Here is a 25,043-nt window from a genome sequence, read left to right on the forward strand (position 1 = left end):
CGGGGGAAGTGCGGAGAGTGGAAAGCGCGCAGGAAAGTGGCCTGGACGCCGGGGCGACGGGCCCCACGGCACGGCCGGCGGGAACCGGGGCCACCCTGGAACTTCTGGTCCACGGCGTGGGCGGCGCCACGCCCGAGCACATGCTGGACGATCCGCGCACCGTGCGGGTCTCCGGCGACGACACGGCGGCCGTCTTCCGCCGGGCCGACGACGTGGACGCGGAGAACCGCCCCGCCGACCACGAGACCGGCACCGACGGCCGCCCGGTGCCCGAGGCGTACGTCTGGTGCAACCTCACCTCCGGGAACGGCGCCCGAGCCCTGTGGCTGCTGTTACTGCCGTTCATGGTGGCCAACCTCGCCCACTGGATGCGTCCCTCGGCCCGCGACCGCGCCCGCACGATCCGTCTCTACGGGCTGCTGGTGCGTCTCGTCGGGCTCAGCCTGACCGTGCTGCTGGCCGCGGCCGCGTGCGAGGTCGCCCTGGACCTCACGGCCTGGCAGTGCGCGGGCACGCGCGCGTGCGCGGAACGGCACACCTGGCTGGGCTTCCTGTCGCCCACCGCGTCGGGCGACGGCTGGTGGAGCCCGCCGGGCCGCCGCCTGGCCCTCGCGTCCCTGGTGCCCGCCGCCCTCGTCGGCCTGCTCTGGTACCTCTCCCGGCGCACCTGGAGCGCGTACGAGTCCGAGCAGCCGCTCGTCCGTGAACCCGACGAGGACCCCGCCCGCAGCGCGCTCGGCCGTCCCGGCTTCTGGTACGGCAGGCGCCTGGTGGCGCGGCTGCGCGGCGCCCACACCGCCGCCGGTCTGCTCACGGTCGCCGCCGCCGTCGTCCAGGCCGCCGCCCGGTACGACCGCGAGTCGGGCGGCCCGGCCGCCCTGGCGACGGTGGGCCGGGTGCTGGAGGCGGCGCTCGTCCTCGCCGCGGTCGCGGTGGTCGTGGTGGTCTGCCGGCGCGGCCGCACCGAGAAGCACCTCGACCGGGAGATCGACGCCACCTTCGTACGGCACCTGCCGCTCGCCACCCTCGTCCTGCTCGCCATCACCCTGGCCTACGCCTGCTGGGACCGCCCGGCATGGGAGTCGGGCGGCCGGCTGCCGGGCGACGCGGCCTTCGGCGGCATCGCCCTGGCCCAGGGCCTGCTGGTGATCGTCCTCGCCGTCGTCGCCCACCTGCTGTACCGCAGCGACCCCGACCCCCGCGCCGCGATGCGGGGCCTCGCCGGGCCCGCCGTCGCGATGCTGGCCTGCGCGCTGGGCGGCGTGATGTCCGGCGGCGTGTCCCAACGCGTCGCCGACTGGGTGGACGGCACCCGGGCCTCCCTTCCCGGCCCGCCGGTCGTGCTGACCTGGCAGGCGTCGGTGATCCCGCCCCTGCTCGTGGTCCTGTTGCTGCTCGCCGGCGGGCAGGCCTGGCGCACCCTGCGGCTGGCTCGCGCCGAACGCGCCGTCGTGGAGGAGGACTACGCGGGAGAGGCCACGGACCCCGACCGCACCCGCCGGATCGCCCGCACGCGCGCGATGGCCACGCTCACCGACCGCGGCCCCCTCTTCATCGCGGCAGTCTCCACCGTCTCCCTGATCCTCGGCACGGCCGCGCTGGTCGGCGCGATGGCGACGGACAAGACCCCCAGCGCGGCCGCCCAGCACACCCACCCGTTCGTCCACGGCGCCGCGGACACCGCCCAGGCGCTCGGCTCCTGGCTGGTCGGCTTCGGCTTCATACTGTTCGTCACCCTGGGCCGGCGCGCCTACAAGGACATGTCCGCGCGGCGCACCGTCGGAGTCCTGTGGGACGTCGGCACCTTCTGGCCGCGCGCCGCCCATCCCTTCGCACCGCCCTGCTACGCCGAGCGCGCGGTGCCCGACCTGACCTGGCGGATCACCACCTGGACCCGCACGACGGGCGGCCGGCTGGTGATCTCGGGCCACTCCCAGGGCAGCGTCCTCGCCGCCGCCGCTGCCTGGCAGTTGCCGCCGGCCGTGCGCGGACGGGTCGCGCTGCTGACGTACGGCTCACCGCTGGAGCGCCTGTACGGCCGCTGGTTCCCGGCCCACTTCGGCCCGGCCTCGCTCGCCGCGCTGCACGAGGAGGTCGACTGCTGGCGCAACCTGTACCGGCTCACCGACCCGATCGGCGGCCCCGTGCAGGTGTCCGACGGCGACGGTCCGCAGGTCGACTGCGAGCCGATGCGGGATCCCCTGGCCCACGCCCGCAGTGAGCTCCATCCGCTGCCCGCCCCGATCCTCGGCCACTCCGACTACCAGGCCGACCCGACCTTCGACCGGGAGCGTGGCCACCTGCTCGACCGGCTCCACCCAGGGCTGCCGGGCCAGCGCCCCGGGGACACGCTCCGACCGCCCACGCTCAGGTGAGGTCGGGCAGATCCTCCGCGTACAGCAGGGTCAACTCGTCCGTGCTCGGCTCGTCGACCTGGGCGACGCGGCTCGCGTGGCGTTCCACCATCGCCTCGAAGGTCTGCCGCGCGGTCCGGCCGTTGCCGAACGCAGGGCCCTTCGGGATATCCGTGAAGTACTTCAGCAGGGCCTCCGCGGCACCCGGCGCCAGCCGGTACTCGTGCTCCTCCGCCTGCTGCTCCACGATCCGCAGCATCTCCTCGGGGCCGTAGTCGCTGAAGGTGATGGTGCGTGAGAAGCGGGACGCCACCCCGGGGTTGGTGGACAGGAAGCGCTCCATCTCGGCCGTGTAGCCCGCGACGATCACCACGACCGCGTCCCGGTGGTCCTCCATCAGCTTCACCAGCGTGTCGATGGCCTCCTTGCCGAAGTCCCGGCCCGCGTCCTCGGGGGACAGCGCGTACGCCTCGTCGATGAAGAGCACGCCGCCCCGGGCCCGTTCGAACGCCTCCTGGGTGCGGATGGCCGTCGAGCCGATGTGCTCGCCGACCAGATCGACACGGGACACCTCGACCAGGTGGCCCTTGTCCAGCACCCCGAGCGAGGCGAGGATCTCGCCGTACAGCCGCGCGACCGTGGTCTTGCCGGTGCCGGGGGAGCCCGTGAAGACCAGGTGCCGCTTGACCGACGCGGCCTTCAGGCCCGCCTGCTGCCGGCGCCGGCCCACCTCGATCATGTCGGTGAGCGCCCGCACCTCGCGCTTGACGCTGTCCAGGCCCACCAGGGCGTCCAGTTCACCCATGACGGCCTTGGAGGTCCGGGCAGGTGTCTTCGGTTGCTCGGAGGTGACGAGCGGCTCCTGCTCGGTCGTGCGCTGGCCGGGGATCGTGCCCAGCAGCCCCGGCGTCTGACCGGCGCTCTGTACGGCGGGCTCGGGGGGCGCCGTGGGGGTGCGCAGTCCCGCGCTCTCGTCGCTGGTGCAGTCCTCCACGACCGGTCCCGTGCCCGACTCGGTGTCGGGTCCGCCGTCCGCGAACTCGTAACCGCCACGCGCGCACCGCTCCGTGCGGCACTTGCGGAGCGTCGTACGGCAGCCGTCGAGCACGTGGAAGCCGTAGCCGCCGCTGCCCCGCACCCGGCAGTCGAGGAAGCTGCCGCGGCCGCCGGCCGAGACGTAGAACCCGGCCTCGGCGGGGGAGTCGACGGTGCACCGCTCGATGGTGGGGTCGGCGCCCTTGGTGACGATCACGCCGGTCTGGGTGCCGTCCAGCGTGCAGTTGCCGAGGGTGCCGCCGCTGCCGTGGTCGCGGAACCACGCGCCGGTCGCGGCGTCCCTGATCCGGCAGTCGTCGAGCTGCGCCGTCGCCCCGTCGCTCACCGACACGGCCGTGTTGCGCACCTGGAAGAGGTCGCTGTCGACGACGTCCACGCGCGAGCCGCGGTCGAGGACGAACAGCGCGTCGGGCACGTCGTGCACCTGGCAGGAGTCCAGCACCGCCGTGGCGCCGTCGCTGACCCAGACCGCCGGGTAGTCGCCGGTGCTGTCGAAGATCTCGCACTGGTTGGCGTCCACGCGGGTGCCCGGGTCCCACACCGACAGGCCGTTGCGTCCGAACTGCCGCACGCTGGTGCGGGTCAGTGTCAGGACGGAGCGGGAGCGCAGGTCGACCGCGTTCTCCGGGATGTCGTGGATACGGCAGTCGGCGAGGGTGAGCACGGCGTCCGTGTCGAGGGTGACACCGTCGGCCGTGGTGCGGTGGACGTCGCAGTCGGTGAGGTGGGCCGTGGCCCGGCCGGTGATCTGCACACCGCTGCCGCGGACCTCGTACACCTCGCAACCCACCGCCTCCAGCGCGGAGTTCTCCCCGGTCGCGGTGAGGCCCGAACCGGCGGCGTGGTGCACCCGGCAGCGCTCCAGACGCGGATGCGCGCCCCCGCGCACGGCCACGCCGGCCTGCCCGGCGGCGACGACCTCGCAGTCCTCGAACACCCCGGCGCCGCCGTCGACCACGGCGATCCCGATGCCCGCCGGGTTGTCGACGGTGCACCGCCGCACGGTCGGCCGGGCGCTGCCGCGCACCTCGATGCCGGCGGCGGACCGGGTGACGACCCGGACGTCGGTCAGCTCCGGTGTGCCCTCCTCGACGAGCAGCGCGGGCGCCGCCGCGTCCTGGCCCTCCACGTGCAGGTCCTGGATCACCGCGGAGGCGCGCACGGTGAGCGGCACCCCGTCGACGGGCGCGATCCGCACCGAGCCCGGGGAACCCTCGGGTCCGCGCAGGGTCACCGCCCGCTGGACGACGAGGTTCTCCCGGTAGGTCCCCGGGGCGACGGTGAGGACGTCACCGTCGGCCGCGGCCTCCAGGGCGGCGGCGAGCGAGGCGTACTCACCTGTGCGGCGCCGCCACCGCGAGGTGCCGGCGTGCGTCACCTGGACCGTGCCCTGTGCCATGGCGTTGCTGTGCCCCCACCTCGGTCGTACTGATGGCTCGTTCGCCCTCGGGGCACCACAGCCGGTGCCGACCCGCGATCGCGCCCGGCCGCTGAAGCCGTCGCGCGCTCGCGCGCTCGACACCGGCGCGCCCCTGAAGCTAGCTCGCGCGCAGGTCGATGCCGAAATTCGCTTCGGCCGGTCCACCGTAGCGTGCGCGCGGACGCCGGGTTGACCGGAGCCGGAAGGCCGTCAGCTGCCTGTGCCGGTCCTGCCCCAGTCCGGGCCCGCCCGGTCCCATGCCTGGTCCCAACGCGCGTACCGGCGGAGGAGCATGCGCCGCACGACGAGCCGTCTGCCGCCCTCGGCCAGGCACATGGTCAGCAGTGCCGCGCCGACACCGGCGAGCACGGCGTGGGTCGTCGCCGTGGCGGGGTCCAGCGGACGGGCCACCGTGCGCCCCTGCTCGTCGGTCCAGAGCGCGAACCGGTCGCCCGGCTCGGGGTCCTTGAGCCGGGCGACGACCGGACCGCTGCGCCCGGTGCCGTCCGGGGCGGTCCAGTGGGCCTGCACCCGCGTCCTGTTGTCCCGCACGGCCGTCTCGGGGTCGGCGGCGAGTGTGGACCGCTCCAGCTCCCGGACCACCGTGGCCGTCACCAGGTGCCGGGACTCCTCCTGCTCCCGGACGGACCGCCGCAGGTCGTCCTGGGCGGCGGATCCGGAGAGGGTGCCGATCACGGGCGCGACGAGGAGTATCAGCAGCAGGGCGGCCAGTGCCACCCAGGCCTCCATGAGATCGGTCGTGCGGCACAGCGGATTGTGCCGCCAGCGCCACAGGCCGCGAACAGCGCGCATCTTCCGCCCACCCCCCTTCCCGCTCCATGACAACCCCCGGCGGAGCCGTTCACCCGCGGTACCGGTCGAAGAGAGAGCGACATCACCTGTGCCCCGGACCCCTCACGAACGCCGCACGAACGCCTCACGAAGAATCCAACGCCCGGGTCGCGCCACCGGGTTCCCGACCGGCCGCACTGCCCGGCGGCATCGCTCATTCGAGGACGCGCACCGGGTCACCGACGCGGATCGTGCCCAGGGACCGGGGCACGAGATGCTGTCCGAAGACCAGGCTGCCGCCGATCCGGCGGTGCCGCCCGAGGGTGCGCAGGGGCTCCCGGCCGCGCTCGGCGGTGTCCTGGTCGGTCGTCGTCACGACGCACCGGCCGCACATCTTGGCGACACGGAACTCGACCTCGCCGACGGCGATGCCCCTCCAGTGGTCCTCGGCCCAGGGCGCGGTGCCCCCGACGACCACGTTCGGCCGGAACCGGTTCATCGGCAGGGGGCCCTCCTCGGCCGGACCGTCCTCGGCGATCAGCGAGTTCAGGGCGTCGAGCGAGGCGGCCGAGGTGAGCAGCAGCGGGCAGGCGTCGGCGAACGAGACCGTCTCGCCGGGCAGCGCGTAGTCCGGGTCGACCGGCCGGCGCGTGGCCGGGTCGTCCATGTGGACCAGACGCGCGGGCACACCGAGGTACGCGCTGCACCAGGCGTGTGCGGACTCGCCGGCGAGGACCCCCTCCACCTTGTTGCCGAAGATGTCCAGCGTGACCGTGCCCGCCGCCTCCGGGACGGGCACGATCAGCGGCTCCAGGCCGGGGCCGCACAGCCGGACGCCGCCGGGCACGAGCTCGGCGGCGGCCAGCGCGAGGCGCGGTTGCTGACGTTGGGTGACGACCTTTCCCCCGTCGTCGATCAGCACCCAGCGTCTGTCCCCGGCCAGCCCCCAGGGCTCCACGACGGCCTCACGGGGCGCCAGGCCCCGGAACGCCTTGACCGGATGGACATGAATCGACAGCAGCTCCGCGTTCCCCATGAGGCCATCGTGCCAGTCGGCGCCGACGGCCTCACCGAGAGATCAGTAACCCCGGTACTGCTGGTTGTTGTACGGGTCCTGGTACGGCGCCGGGTTGGGCCGGGGAGCCGCCGGGCGCATCGCCTCGTAACCCGTGCCGCCGGGCGCCGCGGGGCGCGGCTGCTGCGGGCCGGGATAACCGCGCGGCGGGCCGGCCTGCTGCGGGATGTACGCCGTCGGCGCCTGCTGCAGCGGAGCGTGGTGCTGCGCCTGCGGGTAGCCGTACGCGGGCTGGGAGGGGGCCGCCGGGAGGGCGGGCAGCGCGGACGGGAGGGCGGGCAGGTGGCCGCCCGGGGTGTCGTACGCGGCGGGGACCCGGATCGGGGCGATCTGCGGGGTGCCCCGTTCGGCGACGAGCGAGTCGTAGATCGGGGTGTCCGGGAAGGAGGCGGAGTAGTAGCCGCCGCCATAGGTGGAGCGGGGGGAGGTCATGGCACATAAGTTAAGCCCACGATGTGCTGGTTGGGGAGACCGATAAGAGGGTTGTTTTCCGTGTCGGCGGTGACGTGGGATCCCCAATGCGAGCGAACTTGGGAAAAAAGGGCACCAGACGGTGGTCGGATCGTGTAAAAGCTCAGTTCCCAGGGGGTTACCGGCGGTTGACCACTCGTCTTCTCGCACTCCTCATGGGCGTCCGGCGTCCTGGGCAATACGTTGGGAGACGAAGAACGCGACGGGATGCCGGGGCGCGAGACCTGGCGTGGTGACAGCTGATGGGGGCGGACATGCCAATGCCGAAGGGATCGAACGTCCCGGTGCCGACGACGGCGCTGCGGGTCGAACTGGGGTGGCGCTCCGGGCCCGGAGTGCCCGACACCGACGCCTCGGCACTGCTGCTGGTCGGCGGCAAGGTCCGCTCGGACGCGGACTTCATCTTCTACAACCAGCCACAGCACTCCTCCGGAGCGATCCGGCACGAGGGCAAGCGGGAGGCCGGCGGCCAGGTCACGGACACCCTGATCGTCGACCTCACGCGCGTGGAGCCGGCCATCGAGACGGTGGTGCTCGTCGCGTCCGCCGACGGCGGGACGTTCGCGCAGGTGCCGGGCCTGTACATCGAGGTCAAGGACGCCGGCCGGGGAACGGTGGCGGCGCGCTTCGACAGCGCGGGCGCGACCGTCGAAACGGCGTTCGTGCTCGGCGAGTTCTACCGGCGCCAGGGCGCCTGGAAGTTCCGTGCCGTCGGGCAGGGGTACAGCAGCGGCCTGGAGGGCCTGGCGACGGACTACGGCATCACGGTGGACGAGCCGCAGCACACCGCGCCCAGCGCGCCGCCGGTCACCCCGGTCCGGCCGGCGACCGTCCCCCGGCCCGTCCCGGCGGCGCCGCCGGTCTCCCGTCCGGCTCCTCCCGCCCCACCCGCGCCCGTCCAGCTCACCAAGGTCACGCTCACCAAGGCGTCCCCGTCGGTCTCGCTCACCAAGCAGGGCGGAACGTCGGGTGCCATGCGTGTGAACCTCAACTGGCAGGTGCGCAAACAGTTCTCGGGGTGGGGCAGCAAGCGCGGCCGGGCGGTCGCCCTGCACGCGGACCTCGACCTCGACCTGTGCGCCCTGTTCGAACTCAACGACGGCAGCAAGGGCGTCGTGCAGGCCCTCGGCAACACCTTTGGGTCGCTGCACCAGCCGCCGTACATCCACCTGGACGGCGACGACCGCACCGGTGCCGTGGCGAGCGGTGAGAACCTCACCATCAACCTCGACCACAAGCAGGCGTTCCGGCGCATCCTCGTCTTCGTCACCATCTACGAGGGCGCCCGCTCCTTCGCCGACCTGCACGCCACCGTCACCCTGCATCCGCAGTTCGGCGCGCCGATCGAGTTCTCCCTTGACGAGTGCACGGTCCCCTCCCCGGTGTGCGCGCTCGCGCTCATCACCAACACCGGCCAGGACCTGGTCGTCCGGCGCGAGGCCCGCTACCTGGTCCCCGACCGCGGGGTGAGCATGCAGCGCGCCGTCGACCACGCCTACGGGTGGGGCATGAACTGGACGCCCGGCCGCAAGTGAGCCCGCGGCCGGCTCACCCCTCGTCGGGAACGGCGTCCGGACGCGTGTAGGTGCGGCCCTTCCAGGCCGCACCCCGTCCCCTGTAGTGCTGCACCGCCGAGTCGACCGTCATGAGGAGGTACAGGGACGCGGTGAACGGCAGCAGCGGAGCGAGCCACGGCGGCTGCGCGTAGTAGCGGAGCATGGGGAGGTACGTCCCCGTCATCACGAGCCAGGCCAGGGCGCCCAGCACCGCGGTCGCGGTACTCCCCAGGGCCAGGCCCGCGACGAGCGCGACGGGCGGCACCAGGTACACCACCGCGAGCCCGGCGACCGTCCCGGCCAGCACCAGGGGGTTGTGCCGCAGCTGCGCGTAGGCACTGCGCGAGACCATGCGCCACAGATCGTGCAGCCGGGGACAGGGGCGCACGCTGTCCACCCGCTCGGCGAGCCCCAGCCAGATCCGCCCGCCGCCGCTCCGGACCGCCCGCGCGAGAGCCACGTCGTCGATGACGGCGTGCCGGATGGCGTCGGGGATCCGCGCCCGCTCGGCGGCCTCGGTGCGCAGCAGCACACAGCCGCCCGCCGCGGCCGAGGTCCGCGCGCGCTCCCGGCCGATCCGGCGGAACGGATACAGCTGCGCGAAGAAGTAGACGAAGGCCGGTACGACGAGCCGCTCCCACAGGCTTTCGACGCGCAGCCGGGCCATCTGGGAGACGACGTCGAAGCCGCCGGTGCGCGCCGCCGCCACCAGCTCGCGCAGACTGTCCGGCGCGTGCGCGATGTCGGCGTCGGTGAGCAGCAGGTACTCGGGGTCACGCGCGCGGGCGAGGCCGATGCCGTGACGCACCGCCCAGAGCTTGCCGGTCCAGCCTGCGGGCGGTTCGCCCGGTGAGTCCACGGTCAGCGGCAGCCCCCCGTACCGGCGTGACAGCGCGCGCGCCAGCTCCCCGGTGCCGTCCGTGCTGCCGTCGTCCACCAGGAAGATCTCGGCCCGCCCGGGATAGTCCTGCGTGAGCAGGGACGGCAGGCCCGCCGGGAGCACCGCGGCCTCGTCGCGCGCGGGTACGACGACGCAGACGGACGGCCAGACGGCGGGTGGCGTCCGGGGTGGCAGACGAACGTCCGTGCGCCAGAAGAAGCCCTGACAGAGCAGCAGCCACAGCCAGGCGGCGAGAGATCCGGCGACGATCCACAGGAGGGCGCTCACCCGCGCAGTCTGCCCCACCGGACCGGCCGCAGGAGGGCCATCGTCTATCGTGACCGGGTGAAGATCGCGCTCATGGACTCCGGAATCGGTCTGCTGGCGGCCACCGCAGCGGTACGGCGCCTGCGACCCGACGCCGATCTCGTGCTCTCCCTCGACCCCGACGGCATGCCCTGGGGACCCCGCACGCCACAGGACCTCACCGAGCGCGCCCTGGCCGTCGCCGAGGCGGCCGCCGCCCACCGTCCCGACGCGCTCATCGTCGGCTGCAACACCGCCACCGTGCACGCCCTGACCGCCCTGCGCGCCCGCCTGGAGCCCGCCCTGCCGGTCGTCGGCACGGTCCCGGCGATCAAGCCGGCGGCGGCGGGCGGGGGACCGGTCGCGATCTGGGCGACGCCCGCCACCACCGGCAGCCCCTACCAGCGCGGGCTCATCGAGAACTTCGCCGACGGCGTCGACGTCGCCGAGGTGCCCTGCTGGGGACTCGCGGAGGCGGTGGAACGCGCCGACGAGACGGCCGTCGACGCCGCCGTCGCCGCCGCCGCGGCGCTGACACCGGACGACGTCACGACCGTCGTGCTGGGCTGCACCCACTACGAACTGGTCGCCGAGCGCATCCGCGCCGCCGTGCAGCGCCCCGGTCTGCCCCCGCTCGTCCTGCACGGCTCCGCCGGGGCGGTGGCCGCCCAGGCGCTGCGGCGGATCGGCACGCGTCCCGACCCGTCGGCCACGCCTCTCGGCGCAGTGACGGTGCTGCTGAGCGGCCGCGAGGGCGCGTTGCCGGCAGCCGCCCTGACGTACGAGGAAGGCCGCCTGCTCGCCGCCGCCAGCCCCGTACGGTGACCGCCGGTCACTGACCGGAATCCCTCGGTCCGCACCGAGCCCTGCCCTTGCTCGTCACTGTGTGCGACCCCCTACCCGCTCAGCGAAACCTGAGTAGTCTCGATGGCATGAGGCACCACCCCCACGGCAAGCGCACCTCGCATCCCGACATCTGGACCGGCCGGGCGACCAACCGGGTCCAGTGGTTGCTGGCGCTCGTCGGCGCCGCCTGCCTGGCGCTCGGCATCCAGCTGGCCGTCGCTTCCGCGTGGACGGACGAGGGTCTGGCACCGCTGGTGATGTCCGTGGTCGGCTGCATCGCCGCCGGACTGCTGGTGCTGTTCGGCACGCTCGCCTTCGTGCACGTCGCCCTGCGGGTGGACAAGGAGTGCCTCGAAGTGCGCTGCGGCCACATCGGAGTGCCGCGCCGCCGCATCCCGTTGTCGCAGGTCGCAGGCGCGGAGTTCGTGCCGCACGTCACCCCGCGCCACTGGGGCGGCTGGGGCTACCGCTGGCGGCCCGAGAAGGGCACCGCGGTCGTCGTGCGGCGCGGCGAGGGCGTGGAACTGCGGCTGTGGGACGGCCACACGTTCACGATCACCGTGGACGACGCGGAGGCGGCGGTCCGGGTCATCAAGGAGCGCCTGCGGCCGACCACGCCGGGGGCCGTGCGCTGAGGCCGAGGGCCGCCGTGAGCGGCTGCCCTGTTCACGACGCCGGTGCGGCGTGGCGACCTCGCGGACAGCGTGGCGAGGATCACGGCACCGGACGATCCGTGGGTACGACGTCCACCTGGTGCGTCGGCTCCGCCATCAGCGGTCGTGCGGTGGCCAGCCCCGCGAGCAGACCGGCTCCCACCGACACCGCCGTGAAGCTGAGCGCGTTGCCCACCGCGGCGATGGCCGCGAGCACCGTCAGTGCCGCGCCCGCGCTCAGCGCGACCGGCGTCGGCCGCGCGGTGCGCCACAGGGCGTACAGCAGCCAGCAGAAGGCCGCCGCGAGCAGCGTCACTCCAATGGCCCCCTGTTCGGCGGCCTGCTGAAGCACCGCGGAGTGCGGTTTGCCGTCGGACAGCGGCGACGCCGCCGAGGTCGTGCTGAGCTCCCCGAACCGCCCCGGGCCGGCCCCGAGGGTGGGGTCCCGGCGGGCCATCGCCAGCGCGTCGCGCCACAGCTCCACCCGGTGCCCGGTCAGCGGACCCTCCAGGGCGGAGGCGAGCCCCGCGGGCAGCACGCCGCGCGCGACCGCCCAGGTCAGGCCGGTCACCGACGCCGCCACCGCGGCCAGGCCGGCGAGGCCGATCCCACGGTGACCCATGCGCCCGGCCGCCAGCGAGCAGAGCAGGACTCCGGCACAGGCGACGACCCCGGTGATCGTGCCGAGCACGGCCGCGGTCGCCACGATGCCGGCCGCCAGCGCCCACAGGGCCGGACGCAGCGCCGGTACGGCCGTGGACCAGGCGGCGCAGCACGCGGCGCCGGTCGCGAGCGTGAGCAGGGCGGCCGTGGCACCTGCGTGTCCCAACGGCACACCGGGCGGCGGCCCCGGGGAGAGGTGCGGAACGGTGATCGTCAGCACGGCTCCCGCCAGCGCCCCCGTCAAGGGCGCGGCGACCGGCGCGATCGCCCCGCAGATGCGGCCCGCGGCGTAACCGGCCGTCACGGCCAGCACCGCCAGCAGCACGCCTTCGGGGCGCCCGCCGTGCACGGCCGCCGTGATCAGCGACCAGAGGGCACAGGCGCCGAGCGCGACGACACCCGCCGCGTCGGACGCGCTGCGTCTTCCGCCGTCGGCATGCGCATCGGCCACAGACGTCACTCCCGTGGACCCCACCCGTCCCCCCGCAACCGGCCGTTCTCGACCTGTACGGGCCCGGGCCGTCCCGCCGCGCGACCTGGGCTCGGCCACACCGTAACCGCTTGTGGGCGGTTTGTGGATGTGTGTCACCGACTTGTGCAGAAACGATGTGGCGGCGGCGTCCGGAGCGTCCCGACCGCGTTGTCGGCTGCGCGGCGGGCCGCCGTAGACTCCCGGAGTGACCGTCACCGCAACCTCCGTGGACGAGTCGGACGCCCCCACCCCGCGAACCGCGCCCGACTCGCGCGCCGCGCGGTCGCTGCGCCGCCTCGTCCCGGCCGCCGCCGCGGCGCTCTCCGGAGTGCTCCTCTACGTCAGCTTCCCGCCGCGCACCCTGTGGTGGCTGGCCCTGCCGGCCTTCGCCGTCTTCGGCTGGGTGCTGCGCGGCCGGAGCTGGAAGGCGGCCCTGGGTCTCGGCTACGTCTTCGGCCTCGGCTTCCTGCTGCCGCTGCTGGTGTGGACCGGCGTGGAGGTCGGTCCCGGCCCCTGGCTCGCCCTGGTGGTGATCGAGGCGATCTTCGTCGCCCTGGTGGGCGTGGGTGTCGCGGCGGTGTCCAGGCTGCCCGGCTGGCCCGTATGGGCGGCCGCCGTGTGGATCGCCGGTGAGGCGGCACGCGCGCGCGTGCCCTTCAACGGCTTCCCCTGGGGCAGGATCGCCTTCGGGCAGGCGGACGGCGTCTTCCTGCCGCTGGCCGCGGTCGGCGGCACACCGGTGCTCGGCTTCGCGGTGGTCCTGTGCGGCTTCGGCCTGTACGACGTCGTACGCCTGGGCCTGAAGGCGCGGCGCACGCGCGTGGTACGGCGGGGTGCGGCGGCCGTGGCGCTGCTCAGTGTGGCCGTGCCGTTGATCGGTGCCTTCGCGGCGCGCTCCCTGGTGAGCGACCGGGCCGAGGACGGCACCACCACCGTCGCCGTCGTCCAGGGCAACGTGCCGCGCGCGGGACTCGACTTCAACTCCCAGCGGCGGGCCGTACTCGACTACCACGCGCGCGAGACCGAGCGCCTGGCGGCCGAGGTCGAGGCGGGCAAGGTGGCCAAGCCGGACTTCGTGCTCTGGCCGGAGAACTCCTCCGACATCGACCCCTTCGCCAACCCCGACGCCTACGCGGTGATCGACGCGGCGGCCAAGTCGATCGGTGTGCCCATCTCGGTCGGCGGTGTCGTCGAGCGCGACGGCAAGCTCCTCAACGAGCAGATCCTGTGGGACCCGCAGAAGGGGCCCGTCGACACCTACGACAAGCGGCAGATCCAGCCGTTCGGCGAGTACCTGCCGCTGCGCTCGGTGCTCGACATGATCAACGAGAGCTGGACGTCGATGGTCCGCCAGGACTTCAGCCGGGGCAGCGAGCCGGGCGTGTTCGCCATGGACGGCGCCAAGGTCGGCCTCGTCACCTGCTACGAGGCGGCGTTCGACTGGGCCGTGCGCTCCGAGGTCGTCGACGGCGCGCAGCTGATCTCCGTGCCGAGCAACAACGCGACCTTCGACCGCAGCGAGATGACCTACCAGCAGCTCGCCATGTCCCGCGTCCGCGCCGTCGAGCACAGTCGGACCGTCGCGGTGCCGGTGACCAGCGGCGTCAGCGCGATCATCATGCCGGACGGGACGATCACCCGGCGAACCGGCATGTTCGTCGCCGACTCGCTGGTCCAGGAGGTGCCGCTGCGCTCCTCCCAGACGCCCGCGACCCGGTTCGGCATCCTGCCGGAGATCGCCCTGGTGCTGGTCGCGGCGGGTGGCCTCGGATGGGTGAGCGCGACCGTCGCGCGCGGACGGCGCGCCGGTGATGTCTAGCGGTAAGCCCGCCGTACTCTCCCGGAGTCCGTCCGGGACCGCGGATACCGCCCGTTAGGGTCGCCCCATGGCTACTCCTGACTTCATCCGCACCCTGCGGGCGTCCGCCGGGCACCAGCTGCTGTGGCTCCCCGGGGTCACCGCGGTCGTCTTCGACGACGACGGCCGAGTGCTGCTGAACCGCCGCTCCGACACCGGACGGTGGTCGCTGATCGGCGGCATCCCGGACCCCGGGGAGCAGCCCGCCGCCTGCGCCGTGCGGGAGGTCCACGAGGAGACCGCGGTGCACTGCCGGCCCGAGCGGGTGGTGATGGTCCAGGCGCTGCAGGCGGTCACGTACGACAACGACGACATCTGCCAGTACATGGACATCACGTTCCGCTGCCGGGCCGTCGGCGGCGAGGCACGCGTGAACGACGACGAGTCACTGGACGTCGCGTGGTTCGACGTCGACGCCCTGCCGGATCTCCACGAGTTCGGGCTGCAGCGGATCAAGCAGTCCCTGTCGGACTCCCCCACATGGTTCGACCCCACGGCTTTCTAGCGAAGTATGGGGGATGACCACATGGGTCGGGGGGCGAGGGCTGCCTAGGGTCGGTCCCATGACCGCGTCCCGTGCCCTCCCGGGCCCCCACGCCCCTCTGCTCGACCTCGGCGGCCGCACGGCCCTCGTCACCGGCGCCGCCAGTGGTATCGGCCGTGCCTGTGCCCTGCGGCTCGCGGCCGCCGGCGCCAAGGTCAGAGCGGTCGACCGGGACGACGCCGGCCTGGAGGCGCTGGCCGAGCAGGCGGCGGGCCTGCCGGGCAGCCTCGAACCGCGCGTCCTCGACCTCACCGACCTGGACGCCGCCGAGGCCGCGGCCGCCGGCACCGACGTGCTGGTGAACAACGCCGGACTGCAGCTGGTCCGACCCATCGAGGACTTTCCGCCCGAGGTCTTCCACACCGTGCTCACCGTGATGCTGGAGGCACCCTTCCGGCTCATCCGGGGGGCGCTGCCGCACATGTACGGGCAGGGCTGGGGCCGCGTCGTGAACATCTCCTCGGTGCATGGCCTGCGCGCCTCGGCCTTCAAGTCGGCGTACGTGGCCGCCAAGCACGGCCTGGAGGGGCTCTCCAAGACCGCCGCCCTGGAAGGCGCACCGCACGGTGTGACCTCGAACTGCGTGAACCCCGGCTATGTGCGCACGCCCCTGGTCGAGAAGCAGATTGCCGACCAGGCCCGGGCGCACGGCATCCCTCATGAGCGCGTGCTCTCGGAGGTCATGCTCCAGGACAGCGCGGTCAAGCGGCTCATCGAGCCCGAGGAGGTCGCGGAGGCCGTGGCCTACCTGTGCGGACCCCAGGCGTCCTTCATGACCGGTGCGTCGCTCGTGCTCGACGGCGGCTGGACCGCGCACTAGTTCGACCCGTGTTCGGGGTGCCCGGAGTTTTCCACAGGGCTGACGGGGCGGCCCGGCGATGAGGAATCCTGTGACCATGTCCCGCGATCACGTGCAGTCCGCCGAGCGCCCCACCGGCGCCCCTGAGGCATTCCTGGACGGTGCCGAGGCGCCGTTCCTGAAGCTCCTGGCCCGTGGCGCGTCCGCCGACGCCTACGAGCAGCCCGTGCTGCTGGCCCGCGCCCAGGGCCGGCCGGCATCGTGGATCGCGGCGCTCGAACACGCCAAGCTGCTCGCGCTGCGCGTGCGGTCGGAGCTCGAGGGGCGGCGGCGCCGGGAGGCCGAGCTGTCGGCGCTCTTCGAGACCGCCCACGACCTGGCCGGACTGCGTGACCTGGACGCCGTGCTGCAGGCGATCGTGCAGCGCGCCCGGTCGCTGCTCGGCACCGATGTCGCCTACCTCAGCCTGAACGACCCGGCCCGCGGCGACACCTACATGCGGGTGACCGAGGGCTCGGTCGCCGCCCGCTTCCAGCAGCTGCGGCTCGGCATGGGGGAGGGCCTGGGCGGCCTGGTCGCGCAGACGGCCCGGCCGTACGTCACCGACGACTACTTCAAGGACGACCGCTTCCAGCACACCGACTCCATCGACACGGGTGTGCGTGACGAGGGCCTCGTCGCCATCCTCGGCGTGCCGCTGATGCTCGGGCACCACGTGATCGGCGTGCTCTTCGCAGCGGACCGGCGCGCCCGGGTCTTCGAGCGGGAGCAGATCGCGCTGCTTGGCTCCTTCGCCGCCCTGGCCGCCGCCGCGATCGACACCGCCAACCTGCTCACCGAGACCCGCTCGGCGCTCGCCGGCCTGGAGCGCGCCAACGAGATCATCCGCGACCGCAGCGGCGTGATCGAACGCGCCTCCGACGTGCACGACCGGCTCGCCGAACTGGTGCTGCGCGGCGGCGGGGTGCACGACGTGGCCGCCGCCGTCTCCGAAGTCCTGGACGGCACGGTCGAGTTCACCGACGCCACCGCGGCACCCGCGCAGGCCCTGGAGGCCTTCCGCACGGAAGGACACGCGGTACGGCACGGCGACGACTGGATCGCCGCCGTCGCCGCCGGCGGTGAACTGTTCGGCGCGCTCGTGCTGCGCGGCCATCCCGGCCTCGACCCCGTCGACCAGCGCACCCTGGAGCGCGCCGCGATGGTCACCTCGCTGCTGCTCCTCGCCCGGCGGTCCGCGGCCGAGGCCGAGCAGCGCGTCCGGGGCGAACTCCTCGACGACCTGCTCGACGCCCGCGACCGTGACCCGCGCCTGCTGCGCGAACGCGCAACCCGGCTGCACGCCGACCTGGACGCCACCCATGTCGTGCTCGCCGCCCGCCTCGACGGCCCCGCGGCCGACGCCGACCAGGAGGCGGACGCCCGACGGCGCCTGTGGTCCGCCGCGTCCCACCTCGCCGCCACCCGGCACGGCCTGGCCGCCGCCCGTGACGGCGGCACTGTCCTGCTGCTGCCCCTGGACGCCGGTGACACCGCGACGGGCCTGGCCCGCCGCGCCGCCCGGCAACTGGGCACGGCCGTCCACGAGGCGGTCACGGTGGGCGCGTCCGCGCCGGTCGAGGACCTCACCGCCCACCCGGACGCGGTCGCCGCCGCCTATGACGAGGGACGGCGCTGCCTGGACGCCCTGCGCCTGCTCGGGCGCAGAGGGGACGGCGCCGCCGCCGAGGACTTCGGCTTCCTCGGCCTGCTGCTGGCAGGCGACCGGGACATCGGTGGCTTCGTCGACCGCACGATCGGCCAGGTGGTCGCGTACGACGAACGCCGTGGCACCGACCTGCTGCGTACGCTCGACGCCTACTTCGCGTGCGGGATGAGCCCGGCCCGCACCAAGGACGAACTCCACGTCCACGTCAACACGGTGGCCCAGCGTCTGGAGCGCGTCGGCCGCCTCCTGGGCGACGACTGGCAGACCCCCTCGCGCGCCCTGGAGATCCAGCTCGCCCTGCGCCTGCACCGCTTGGCGGCCTCCCCGATACGCACCTGACCCCCGCACGCACGCGGCGTACGGGGGCCCGGGTGGGCGGGTCAGACGGTGTGCGCGTCGGCTGCCTTGACCGTGGAGGACGCCGTGCCGGTGTCGGGCTCGAAGTCGGCCAGATCCCGGTGACGGGTCTCCTTGGCCACCGCGACGGCGACGACCGTGAGGAGCGCGGCGGCGATCACGTACAGGGCGATCGGTGTCGAGCTGTCGTATTCGGACAGCAGGGCAGTGGCGATCAGCGGGGCCGGGGCCCCCGCGGCGACGGAGGCGAACTGGGCGCCGATGGAGGCGCCGGAGTAGCGCATCCGGGTCGCGAACATCTCGGAGAAGAAGGCGGCCTGCGGCGCGTACATCGCCCCGTGCAGCACGAGGCCCACGGTCACGGCGAGGATCAGGTTGCCGAAGCCGCCGGTGTCGATGAGCGAGAAGAACGGGAACATCCACAGGCCGACGCCGACCGCGCCGATCATATAGACGGGACGGCGGCCGATCCGGTCGGAGAGCGCGCCCCACAGCGGGATCACCGCGAAGTGCACGGCCGACGCGATGAGCACGGCGTTGAGGGCGGTCTGCTTGGAGATGCCGGCGGCGGTGGTGGCGTAGACGAGGATGAAGGCGGTGATGACGTAGTAGCTGATGTTCTCGGCCATGCGGGCGCCCATCGCCACCAGGACGTCACGCCAGTGGTGGCGCAGCACGGCGACGAGCGGCATCTTCTCGGCCTGCGCGGTGCGGTCGGCCTTGCGCGCCTCGGCCTGGGCGAGCGCCTGCTGGAACACGGGCGACTCGTCGACGGACAGCCGGATCCACAGACCCACGATCACCAGCACACCGGAGAGCAGGAAGGGAATCCGCCAGCCCCAGCTGTTGAAGGCGCTCTCGGACAGGACGGCGGTCAGGAAGGACAGCACACCGGTGGCGAGCAACTGCCCCGCGGGCGCGCCGGTCTGCGGCCACGACGCCCAGAAGCCACGGCGTCGGGCGTCGCCGTGTTCCGAGACCAGCAGGACGGCGCCGCCCCACTCACCACCGAGCGCGAAGCCCTGTACGAGCCGCAGCACCGTCAGCAGCACGGGCGCCGCGCTGCCGATCGTGGCGTGCGTGGGCAGCAGGCCGATCGCGAAGGTCGCGCCACCCATCAGCAACAGGCTCAGCACCAGCAGCTTCTTGCGCCCGAGCCGGTCGCCGTAGTGCCCGAAGACCAGCGCGCCGAGCGGCCGGGCCGCGAAGCCGACGGCGTAGGTCAGGAACGACAGGAGCGTGCCGACGAGCGGGTCGGAGTCCGGGAAGAACAACTGGTTGAACACCAGCGCGGCGGCGGAGCCGTACAGGAAGAAGTCGTACCACTCGATGGTGGTTCCGATGAGGGACGCGGCGACGATGCGCTTCAGGTTGTTCTGCGTCGGTGGAGCGGATGCTGCGGAGGCCATGTGCGCCACTTCCTCGTGTGCGGTGGGGACGGTACGTGTCGGCACACCGTAGGAAGACGCAGGTCAGGCGCACATGTGGTGGGACAACATAGTTCAGGGCCGGACTATGCGTCCGGCCTCTATGCCTGCTCGCCGAGGAGTGGTTCGCGGCTCGCGCCGTCGACTGACATCCGGGTGGGCGGTGCACGCGCCGTCGGGTGGGCTGCTGCTGTTCACCCCGGGCGCGCCGCGTGAGGAGTATTTCGAGCAGGTGTCGCAGGTGGCCATGCCCCGGAGGAGGAGCGGGCCGCGTTCTTCGACAAGCACGACTCGTACTTCGTGGAGTGGGCGCCGCAACGAGACGCCCCGCGGCCGTGACACCCGGTACGGCCGGGATGTCCCAGACGCGGGACCGTTACGTCGCAGTGGCGAGCCGGCGCGTCGCCTCGGAGTCAGCGGTTGGTCGAGGCGAGCTGCTGCGGTGTGTAGCGGGCGCCGTGGACGGTGTCGGGGCGGACCACCGCGTCCAGGGAGGTCAGATCTTCCTCGGTGAGCATCAGGTCGGTGGCGGCGGCGTTCTCGGCGAGGTAGCTGCGGCGCTTGGTGCCCGGGATGGGCACCGCCCGCTGCGCGGCCACCCAGGCCAGCGCGACCTGGGCCGGGGTGGCGCCATGGCGCTCGGCGATGCCCCGCACGTAATCGACGAGTTCCAGGTTGGCGGCGATGTTCTCGGGAGAGAACCGGGGAAGCCCTCGGCGGGAGTCGTCGGGGTCCATGTCGTCCACGCTGCGGATGGCGCCCGAGAGGAACCCCCGTCCAATGGGCGAATAGGCCACCAGGCCGATGCCCAGGTCTTCCAGGGTCTGCTTGATGCCCGACTCCAGCAGGTCCCGGCTGAAGAGCGACATCTCCGACTGGACCGCGGTGAGCGGATGCACCGCGTGGGCACGGCGGATCGTGTCCGAGGAGACCTCCGACAAGCCGATGTAGCGGACCTTCCCAGCGGCGACCAACTCGGCCATGCCACCGATCGTCTCCTCCACCGGGGTGTCCGGGTCGAGGCGGTGCATGTAATACAGGTCTATACGGTCCGTGTTCAGGTGGCGCAGCGAGCGCTCCACGGCGCGGCGTATGTGTTCCGGCCGGCCGTCCAGCGGGCCGGGCTGTCCGTCGTCGGTGAAGTCGAGACCGAACTTGGTCGCCAGGACGATCTCATCACGCCGGTGTCCCAGCGCGCGGCCCAGCAACCGCTCGTTCTCGAAGGGGCCGTAGGACTCGGCCGTGTCGAACAGGGTGATGCCGAGGTCCGCGGCGTGGTTGAGGGTGGCGATGGACTCCTTCTCGTCGTCACTCGCGCCGTACGCCCCGCTCATGCTCATCGCGCCGAAGCCCTGCGCCGATACCGTCAGTCCCTGGCTGCCCAGTCGAACCGTGTTCATGTGCCGTCTTTCCCGTCTCCTGTGGGATCGCGCCGAGGGCGGCCACGCACTCGTGGATCCGCCTGATCCGGCATATGGCACCTTACACAGCATGTGTACGCGTCGATCGGCGGCGTGTGACACCGTATGCCGACATCAGGCCCGGGACGACACCGAGGTGTCCGCCGCAGGATGCCGGCGGCAGCGTGGGCCACCCTGGCGCGGGACACCGCCACTTGCCCGATGACCACTGGCCCCATGACAGTCTCCGGTTCGCGCGGCCGGTACGTACTTCAGACTGGACAGCCCTGTGGGATGTGACAGCACAGGGTGGTGTCTGACCAGCGGCCGCGGCCTTCGGCCTGCGCCGAACGGGCGGTAGCATGGTTGACATGCGCAATCATTCGTCACCCGCCGACCGTGAGATCGAGCTTCCGCGCTTGTTGGGGGCGCTGAGTGATCCGACGCGGTTGGGGATCGTGCGCGTGCTGTCCGACGGCCGTGAGCGCGGATGGGGTCAGTTGTGTGCCCCTGTCGCCAAGTCCACTTTGAGTCATCACCTGAAGGTGCTGCGTGAGGCTGGTGTGACGCAGACCCGCGAGGAGGGTACGCGGTGCTTTGTGAAATTGCGACGCGATATTCTTGACGCCCGTTTTCCCGGCCTGCTGTCGGCCTTGCTGTCCGCGAGCGTGGCCGACAACGTCGGAGAGCATGTCACCGAACGCGACGCAGTGGCGTGACCGCATCGCCGTCCCCGCATCCGGCTCCGGGGTGGCACGCTGCACGCAAGCCTTTGTCAGGCACGAATCAGCGTGAGTACCGCTGATGCAGTGGCCTCGATGTCGCGGAGTTCGTCTGGGTTGATGACCTGCGGTAGGCGGTGAGGAGACCGGTCTCGGCCTGCACGGTGTCGACGGAGTGCACGCGGCCCTGCCGGCGGTACACGAACGCCGCTTCGCGCCCATCTCTGGGAAGTCAATGCGGTCCGGGTGACACAAGGTCGCCACGTGCATCATGACGTCGGCGATGCGTGTCCCACCGTGCATGCCCTTGCGCGCCGCGTAGACCTGCCACCACCGTCGGTGACGGACACTGCATCGGAATGCAGAAGTTCGACCAGCACGGTCAGGTCCTCCGGCATCCCGACGTCGCCCTGACACGCGCAGAATTCCTACGGTGTGGCGACCTAAGGTAGGTGAAGCTCAAAACAACAGTAGCCACGGTAACACCGTTGCCCCTCCACATGGTTGCCTCGCGCCAGCCTTCGCCGGGGCGGCACGCCATTCGGGGCCGCTCGGTGGCAGCGGCGCGATCGCGGGCCGGGACCGGATGCCGGGTGCCCTGTGCCGAGACGGCAGACATTCGCCGAACGTGTCAGCCGCTTGACGGTTCCCCACCCGGGGTGGCAGCCCGCGCCTGCAGTCGATCGCCGCCGGACTTGACCCTGCATGGTGACCGCTGCCCTCGGCATCCATGAGCACCGCGTGGCCCTCGGATGGGTCGTGAGCGGCCGGCACCCAAGCCGTTCGCGCACCCGCTGAGCCCCGGCCCTGGCCGGCCCCGGCGTCGCGAGCGTCCCTTGGGCGGCCCCAACACACGCACTCGGTGAGTGTGTGCAACACGAACACACCATCTGATATGTTCGTTGTTCATTGAATCTCGAAGGTTAGGGTCTTGCGTGAACGACCATTTCAGGGACCGAGTCGTGATCGTGACCGGTGCCGGTACCGGCATCGGAGCCGCCTCCGCCGTGAGGTTCGCGGAGGTCGGTGCATACGTTCTGGCCGTGGGGCGGCGGGTGGGTCCGCTGCGGGAGACGGCAGACCGGCATCCCCGCATCGAGGTATTCGTGGCCGACGTCTGCGCCGAGGGTGCCCCTCAGGGCATCGTCGGGAAAGCCCTCGACCAGTGGGGGCGCGTGGATGTCCTGGTGAACAACGCCGGTGTGTTCGCCGGCATGGACCTGGAGCAGGCGACCCGCGAAGGAATCGACCGCATCTGGGCCACCAACGTCACGGCCCCCAGCCTCCTGTCAGCGGCCGCCCTGCCTCACCTGCGGGAACAGCGCGGCGCCATCATCAACCTGAGCAGCACCTTCGGCCATCGCCCCCTCGCGCATGCCTCCCACTACGGGGCGTCCAAGGCGGCCATCGAGCACCTGACCCGCAGCTGGGCCCTGGAACTGGCCCCCGACGGCGTGCGGGTCAACGCGATTGCCCCAGGCCCCACAGAAAGCGAGGCGCTTGCCAGTGGCGGTCTGACCCCGGACCAGGTGGACGAGATAAAGGCCGCGGAAGCCGCCCGCATTCCCTTGGGGCGCCGCGGCGAACCCGAGGAGGTGGCCGAGTGGATCACACGGATGGCCGACCCCCGCAGCGCATGGATGACCGGGCAGGTCCTCACCGTGGACGGCGGCCTCGAACTCACCTGACACGCACATGCCCCCTCCGCGGACAACGGGCTCTGCTCATGCGGAATGAGGCCGCGCTACCGCCCAGCCGCACCTGCGAGGGTCAGTCCATCGAGCGGTCCGCCCCGCATCATGACCGCATCGTCTGCTCGGCCATCGCCGAGCAGACGAGCAAGAGCAACGATCTGCGCCCGTTCTTGAGCTGGGCGAACGGTGAAGTCCGGCTGGGGCAGGAGGGGGCGCCGAGCCGGCGCAGGCGCGGTGCCCGGCCCGGCGCCTCAATGTGGAGGGTCCCCTCATGTTAGACTGGCTTCGTGACCGAGCGAACCGCGTCCCGCCCGCAGGACGCCCCAGCCCGACCGCGACGCCGTGACGCCCAGCGCAACCGCGACGCGATCGTGGCGGCCGCGCGCGTGGCCTTCGCCGAGAAGGGCTTGGAGGCCTCGCTGGAGGGAATCGCCCGTGAGGCCGGCGTGGCGATCGGCACGCTCTACCGGCATTTCCCCACCCGGCTCGCCCTGGTCGACGAGCTCTTCGCCGAGAAGTTCGCCTATCTGCTGGATGCCGCGGAGGCGTCGGCCGTCATGGACGACACCTGGGAGGGGTTCTGCTCGTTCCTGGAGCGCTTCTGCGAACTCCAGGCGTGCGACCGGGCCTTCAACGCACTGGCCGGCGCTCGCCTGCCCGCGCGCACCAACAGCGGACAGATGAATGAACGCGCAAAGGAACTGGCCTGCACCATCCTGCAGAGGGCCCAGCAGCAGGGCGCCGTGCGCGCCGATGTCACGCGAGAGGACATGGCGTTCGTCGCCTGGTCCATGGAGGGCATCATCCAGGCGACCAGCGTGGTCGCGCCCCGCGCGTGGCGGCGTCACCTGTACCTGTTGCTCGATGCCTTCCGTGCCGAATGTGCCCATGAACTGCCCGAACCTCCGCTGAGTCCCCAGCAGGTCGCGCAGACCATCGACGCGTTGGAATGCTGCGTCGAAGACTGCTGAGGGGCGTTCAGCTTCCGGCCGACAGGTGAGCCAGTTCGGCGTCCATGTCGAACCGTTGGGACTCGGCCCCCGGGGGCACGACCGACTGTGTCCGGCGCAGGAAGGTCTCCAGGTCCGGCAGGAAGGCTTCGACGAGGGCCGAATCCACGAGCGGACCGAGGGCGATGTACAGCACGTCACGCCCGGGACCGACGGCCGTCGGCCACACCCGCACGTCGCCCTCACCGGCGCGGCGCGTCAGCCCCTCGGCGAGCAGATCGCGGCTGAAGGCCCACTCCACCGTCCCGCTGAACTCCTCGACGGGGAAAGTCGCGTGGAGGGCATAGGGGTCCCGCGCGGTGTATCTCAACTTCATCCGGACTGGTACCGATTCCGCGTAGCGCCGTACGAGACGTACGGGCAGGTCCATCTCCGCTGTTCGGCACGTTCCATGGGCTGTCACTCCGATGCTCCTGTCACAATACGGGGGCGCAGCCGATGACCGGCCGCGCCCCCGTATTGCGGCCCGCGTTCGGGCCGTCGCGTCAGCGCTCGAACGCGAGCACCTGGTCCATGTGCCAGCGCTCCACGGCCACGTGGGCGTACGGCGTCACGTCTGCCCAACGGCCGTCCACCAGGCGGAACGAGTGGTGACCGTCCCAGCGGTCTTGCTTCTCGTGGTGCCAGGACCGGTCGTGACCACGGTGGTCGTGGTCGTACCGCCAGTCCCGGTAGTGGTCCCGGCGTCCGTGCCTGCCGTCGTCGCGTTCCCCGCGCATGTCCCGGTCGTGGCCGTCACGGCTCTCGTGTCGCACGGACGAGGACACAAGGCGCCCGGGACCATCCGAGGTCTCTGCCGACGCCGTGCCCCCGGTGGTGAGGACGGCTCCGCCGGCGATCGCGGCAGAGGCGGCAACGACCGACATGCGCTTGATGAACCTTTTCATCGTCGTCTCCTGGGAGTTGATGGAACCGGAGGGGTTCCTCATGTTCAGACGCCGCCAGCTTACCTGAGGGGGCCCTCATGTTCTGTCCGATGC

The 25,043-nt window shown here is 72.3% G+C and carries 21 protein-coding genes; 11 read left to right on the forward strand and 10 right to left on the reverse strand.

Features of this window, described 5'->3' with window-relative positions:
• The first annotated feature begins 17 nt into the window (after window positions 1-17).
• Window positions 18-2,375 carry a hypothetical protein gene (locus tag ACFV6X_RS26030; protein WP_385387273.1) on the forward strand — a complete coding sequence of 786 codons (2,358 nt, stop codon included), beginning with the start codon at window positions 18-20 and terminating at the stop codon, window positions 2,373-2,375.
• On the opposite strand, the gene ACFV6X_RS26035 is transcribed toward ACFV6X_RS26030, so the two are convergent.
• The 4 genes from ACFV6X_RS26035 to ACFV6X_RS26050 form a co-directional block, all read right to left on the reverse strand.
• Window positions 2,368-4,809, reverse strand: a complete 2,442-nt coding sequence (locus tag ACFV6X_RS26035) for a right-handed parallel beta-helix repeat-containing protein (protein WP_385387275.1) — start codon at window positions 4,807-4,809, stop codon at window positions 2,368-2,370. The genes ACFV6X_RS26030 and ACFV6X_RS26035 overlap by 8 nt on opposite strands.
• Window positions 4,810-5,040: 231 nt before the next feature.
• A complete protein-coding gene (locus tag ACFV6X_RS26040; protein WP_385387277.1) occupies window positions 5,041-5,643 on the reverse strand; it encodes a hypothetical protein in 603 nt (200 codons plus the stop codon).
• A gap of 193 nt (window positions 5,644-5,836) precedes the next feature.
• A complete protein-coding gene (locus ACFV6X_RS26045) occupies window positions 5,837-6,658 on the reverse strand; it encodes an MOSC domain-containing protein (protein WP_385387279.1) in 822 nt (273 codons plus the stop codon).
• A gap of 42 nt (window positions 6,659-6,700) precedes the next feature.
• Window positions 6,701-7,129 (reverse strand): DUF6643 family protein, encoded by a 429-nt coding sequence (locus ACFV6X_RS26050; RefSeq protein ID WP_385387281.1) that lies wholly within the window; start codon window positions 7,127-7,129, stop codon window positions 6,701-6,703.
• Between the two features lie 299 nt (window positions 7,130-7,428).
• Between ACFV6X_RS26050 and ACFV6X_RS26055 the strand changes: the two genes are divergently transcribed.
• On the forward strand, window positions 7,429-8,703 hold the full coding sequence (locus ACFV6X_RS26055) for a TerD family protein (RefSeq protein ID WP_385387370.1): 1,275 nt from the start codon (window positions 7,429-7,431) through the stop codon (window positions 8,701-8,703).
• A 13-nt stretch (window positions 8,704-8,716) separates the two neighbouring features.
• On the opposite strand, the gene ACFV6X_RS26060 is transcribed toward ACFV6X_RS26055, so the two are convergent.
• On the reverse strand, window positions 8,717-9,910 hold the full coding sequence (locus tag ACFV6X_RS26060; RefSeq protein ID WP_385387282.1) for a glycosyltransferase: 1,194 nt from the start codon (window positions 9,908-9,910) through the stop codon (window positions 8,717-8,719).
• Window positions 9,911-9,949: 39 nt separating this feature from the next.
• On the opposite strand from ACFV6X_RS26060, the gene ACFV6X_RS26065 reads away from it, so the two are divergent.
• Window positions 9,950-10,735, forward strand: coding sequence for a glutamate racemase (locus ACFV6X_RS26065; RefSeq protein ID WP_385387284.1), 786 nt, complete (start codon window positions 9,950-9,952; stop codon window positions 10,733-10,735).
• A 107-nt stretch (window positions 10,736-10,842) separates the two neighbouring features.
• On the forward strand, window positions 10,843-11,391 hold the full coding sequence (locus ACFV6X_RS26070; protein WP_385387286.1) for a hypothetical protein: 549 nt from the start codon (window positions 10,843-10,845) through the stop codon (window positions 11,389-11,391).
• A 79-nt stretch (window positions 11,392-11,470) separates the two neighbouring features.
• On the opposite strand, the gene ACFV6X_RS26075 is transcribed toward ACFV6X_RS26070, so the two are convergent.
• Window positions 11,471-12,523 carry an O-antigen ligase family protein gene (locus tag ACFV6X_RS26075; protein WP_385387287.1) on the reverse strand — a complete coding sequence of 351 codons (1,053 nt, stop codon included), beginning with the start codon at window positions 12,521-12,523 and terminating at the stop codon, window positions 11,471-11,473.
• A 226-nt stretch (window positions 12,524-12,749) separates the two neighbouring features.
• Between ACFV6X_RS26075 and lnt the strand changes: the two genes are divergently transcribed.
• The 4 genes from lnt (at window position 12,750) to ACFV6X_RS26095 (ending at window position 17,792) form a co-directional block, all read left to right on the forward strand.
• Window positions 12,750-14,363: an apolipoprotein N-acyltransferase gene (gene lnt / locus ACFV6X_RS26080; protein WP_385387289.1), complete on the forward strand. Its 1,614-nt coding sequence runs from the start codon at window positions 12,750-12,752 to the stop codon at window positions 14,361-14,363.
• A gap of 67 nt (window positions 14,364-14,430) precedes the next feature.
• Window positions 14,431-14,907: an NUDIX domain-containing protein gene (locus ACFV6X_RS26085; protein ID WP_385387291.1), complete on the forward strand. Its 477-nt coding sequence runs from the start codon at window positions 14,431-14,433 to the stop codon at window positions 14,905-14,907.
• A gap of 58 nt (window positions 14,908-14,965) precedes the next feature.
• Complete coding sequence (locus ACFV6X_RS26090) at window positions 14,966-15,766, forward strand: 3-hydroxybutyrate dehydrogenase (RefSeq protein WP_385387293.1); 801 nt, start codon at window positions 14,966-14,968, stop codon at window positions 15,764-15,766.
• Between the two features lie 76 nt (window positions 15,767-15,842).
• On the forward strand, window positions 15,843-17,792 hold the full coding sequence (locus tag ACFV6X_RS26095) for a helix-turn-helix domain-containing protein (RefSeq protein ID WP_385387295.1): 1,950 nt from the start codon (window positions 15,843-15,845) through the stop codon (window positions 17,790-17,792).
• A gap of 41 nt (window positions 17,793-17,833) precedes the next feature.
• Here the strand turns inward: ACFV6X_RS26095 and ACFV6X_RS26100 are convergent, their stop codons facing one another.
• Both ACFV6X_RS26100 and ACFV6X_RS26105 read right to left on the reverse strand, forming a co-directional pair.
• Entirely contained in the window at window positions 17,834-19,219 is a 1,386-nt protein-coding gene (locus tag ACFV6X_RS26100; RefSeq protein ID WP_385387297.1) for an MFS transporter, read from the reverse strand.
• A gap of 431 nt (window positions 19,220-19,650) precedes the next feature.
• Window positions 19,651-20,637: an aldo/keto reductase gene (locus tag ACFV6X_RS26105; RefSeq protein WP_385387299.1), complete on the reverse strand. Its 987-nt coding sequence runs from the start codon at window positions 20,635-20,637 to the stop codon at window positions 19,651-19,653.
• Window positions 20,638-20,999: 362 nt separating this feature from the next.
• Between ACFV6X_RS26105 and ACFV6X_RS26110 the strand changes: the two genes are divergently transcribed.
• The 3 genes from ACFV6X_RS26110 (at window position 21,000) to ACFV6X_RS26120 (ending at window position 24,024) form a co-directional block, all read left to right on the forward strand.
• Entirely contained in the window at window positions 21,000-21,356 is a 357-nt protein-coding gene (locus ACFV6X_RS26110) for an ArsR/SmtB family transcription factor (RefSeq protein WP_385387301.1), read from the forward strand.
• A gap of 938 nt (window positions 21,357-22,294) precedes the next feature.
• Complete coding sequence (locus tag ACFV6X_RS26115; protein WP_385387303.1) at window positions 22,295-23,047, forward strand: SDR family NAD(P)-dependent oxidoreductase; 753 nt, start codon at window positions 22,295-22,297, stop codon at window positions 23,045-23,047.
• A gap of 293 nt (window positions 23,048-23,340) precedes the next feature.
• Window positions 23,341-24,024: a TetR/AcrR family transcriptional regulator gene (locus ACFV6X_RS26120; RefSeq protein WP_385387305.1), complete on the forward strand. Its 684-nt coding sequence runs from the start codon at window positions 23,341-23,343 to the stop codon at window positions 24,022-24,024.
• Between the two features lie 7 nt (window positions 24,025-24,031).
• On the opposite strand, the gene ACFV6X_RS26125 is transcribed toward ACFV6X_RS26120, so the two are convergent.
• Entirely contained in the window at window positions 24,032-24,379 is a 348-nt protein-coding gene (locus ACFV6X_RS26125; RefSeq protein ID WP_385387307.1) for an SsgA family sporulation/cell division regulator, read from the reverse strand.
• Window positions 24,380-24,548: 169 nt separating this feature from the next.
• Window positions 24,549-24,950 (reverse strand): hypothetical protein, encoded by a 402-nt coding sequence (locus ACFV6X_RS26130; RefSeq protein WP_385387309.1) that lies wholly within the window; start codon window positions 24,948-24,950, stop codon window positions 24,549-24,551.
• Window positions 24,951-25,043 lie beyond the last annotated feature (93 nt).

It is taken from the genome of Streptomyces sp. NPDC059861 (assembly GCF_042731435.1).
In the GTDB taxonomy this organism is placed as follows: Bacteria; Actinomycetota; Actinomycetes; order Streptomycetales; family Streptomycetaceae; genus Streptomyces.

Excerpts from the sequence above, each read along its gene's own strand:
- ACFV6X_RS26125 (WP_385387307.1), bottom strand. The coding sequence starts at position 24,379 with ATGAAGTTGAGATACACCGCGCGGGACCCCTATGCCCTCCACGCGACT.
- ACFV6X_RS26045 (WP_385387279.1), bottom strand. The coding sequence starts at position 6,658 with ATGGGGAACGCGGAGCTGCTGTCGATTCATGTCCATCCGGTCAAGGCG.
- ACFV6X_RS26100 (WP_385387297.1), bottom strand. The coding sequence starts at position 19,219 with ATGGCCTCCGCAGCATCCGCTCCACCGACGCAGAACAACCTGAAGCGC.
- ACFV6X_RS26130 (WP_385387309.1), bottom strand. The coding sequence starts at position 24,950 with ATGAAAAGGTTCATCAAGCGCATGTCGGTCGTTGCCGCCTCTGCCGCG.
- ACFV6X_RS26095 (WP_385387295.1), top strand. The coding sequence starts at position 15,843 with ATGTCCCGCGATCACGTGCAGTCCGCCGAGCGCCCCACCGGCGCCCCT.
- ACFV6X_RS26040 (WP_385387277.1), bottom strand. The coding sequence starts at position 5,643 with ATGCGCGCTGTTCGCGGCCTGTGGCGCTGGCGGCACAATCCGCTGTGC.
- ACFV6X_RS26055 (WP_385387370.1), top strand. The coding sequence starts at position 7,429 with ATGCCGAAGGGATCGAACGTCCCGGTGCCGACGACGGCGCTGCGGGTC.
- ACFV6X_RS26090 (WP_385387293.1), top strand. The coding sequence starts at position 14,966 with ATGACCGCGTCCCGTGCCCTCCCGGGCCCCCACGCCCCTCTGCTCGAC.
- ACFV6X_RS26035 (WP_385387275.1), bottom strand. The coding sequence starts at position 4,809 with ATGGCACAGGGCACGGTCCAGGTGACGCACGCCGGCACCTCGCGGTGG.
- ACFV6X_RS26110 (WP_385387301.1), top strand. The coding sequence starts at position 21,000 with ATGGTTGACATGCGCAATCATTCGTCACCCGCCGACCGTGAGATCGAG.
- ACFV6X_RS26085 (WP_385387291.1), top strand. The coding sequence starts at position 14,431 with ATGGCTACTCCTGACTTCATCCGCACCCTGCGGGCGTCCGCCGGGCAC.
- ACFV6X_RS26105 (WP_385387299.1), bottom strand. The coding sequence starts at position 20,637 with ATGAACACGGTTCGACTGGGCAGCCAGGGACTGACGGTATCGGCGCAG.
- ACFV6X_RS26050 (WP_385387281.1), bottom strand. The coding sequence starts at position 7,129 with ATGACCTCCCCCCGCTCCACCTATGGCGGCGGCTACTACTCCGCCTCC.
- ACFV6X_RS26070 (WP_385387286.1), top strand. The coding sequence starts at position 10,843 with ATGAGGCACCACCCCCACGGCAAGCGCACCTCGCATCCCGACATCTGG.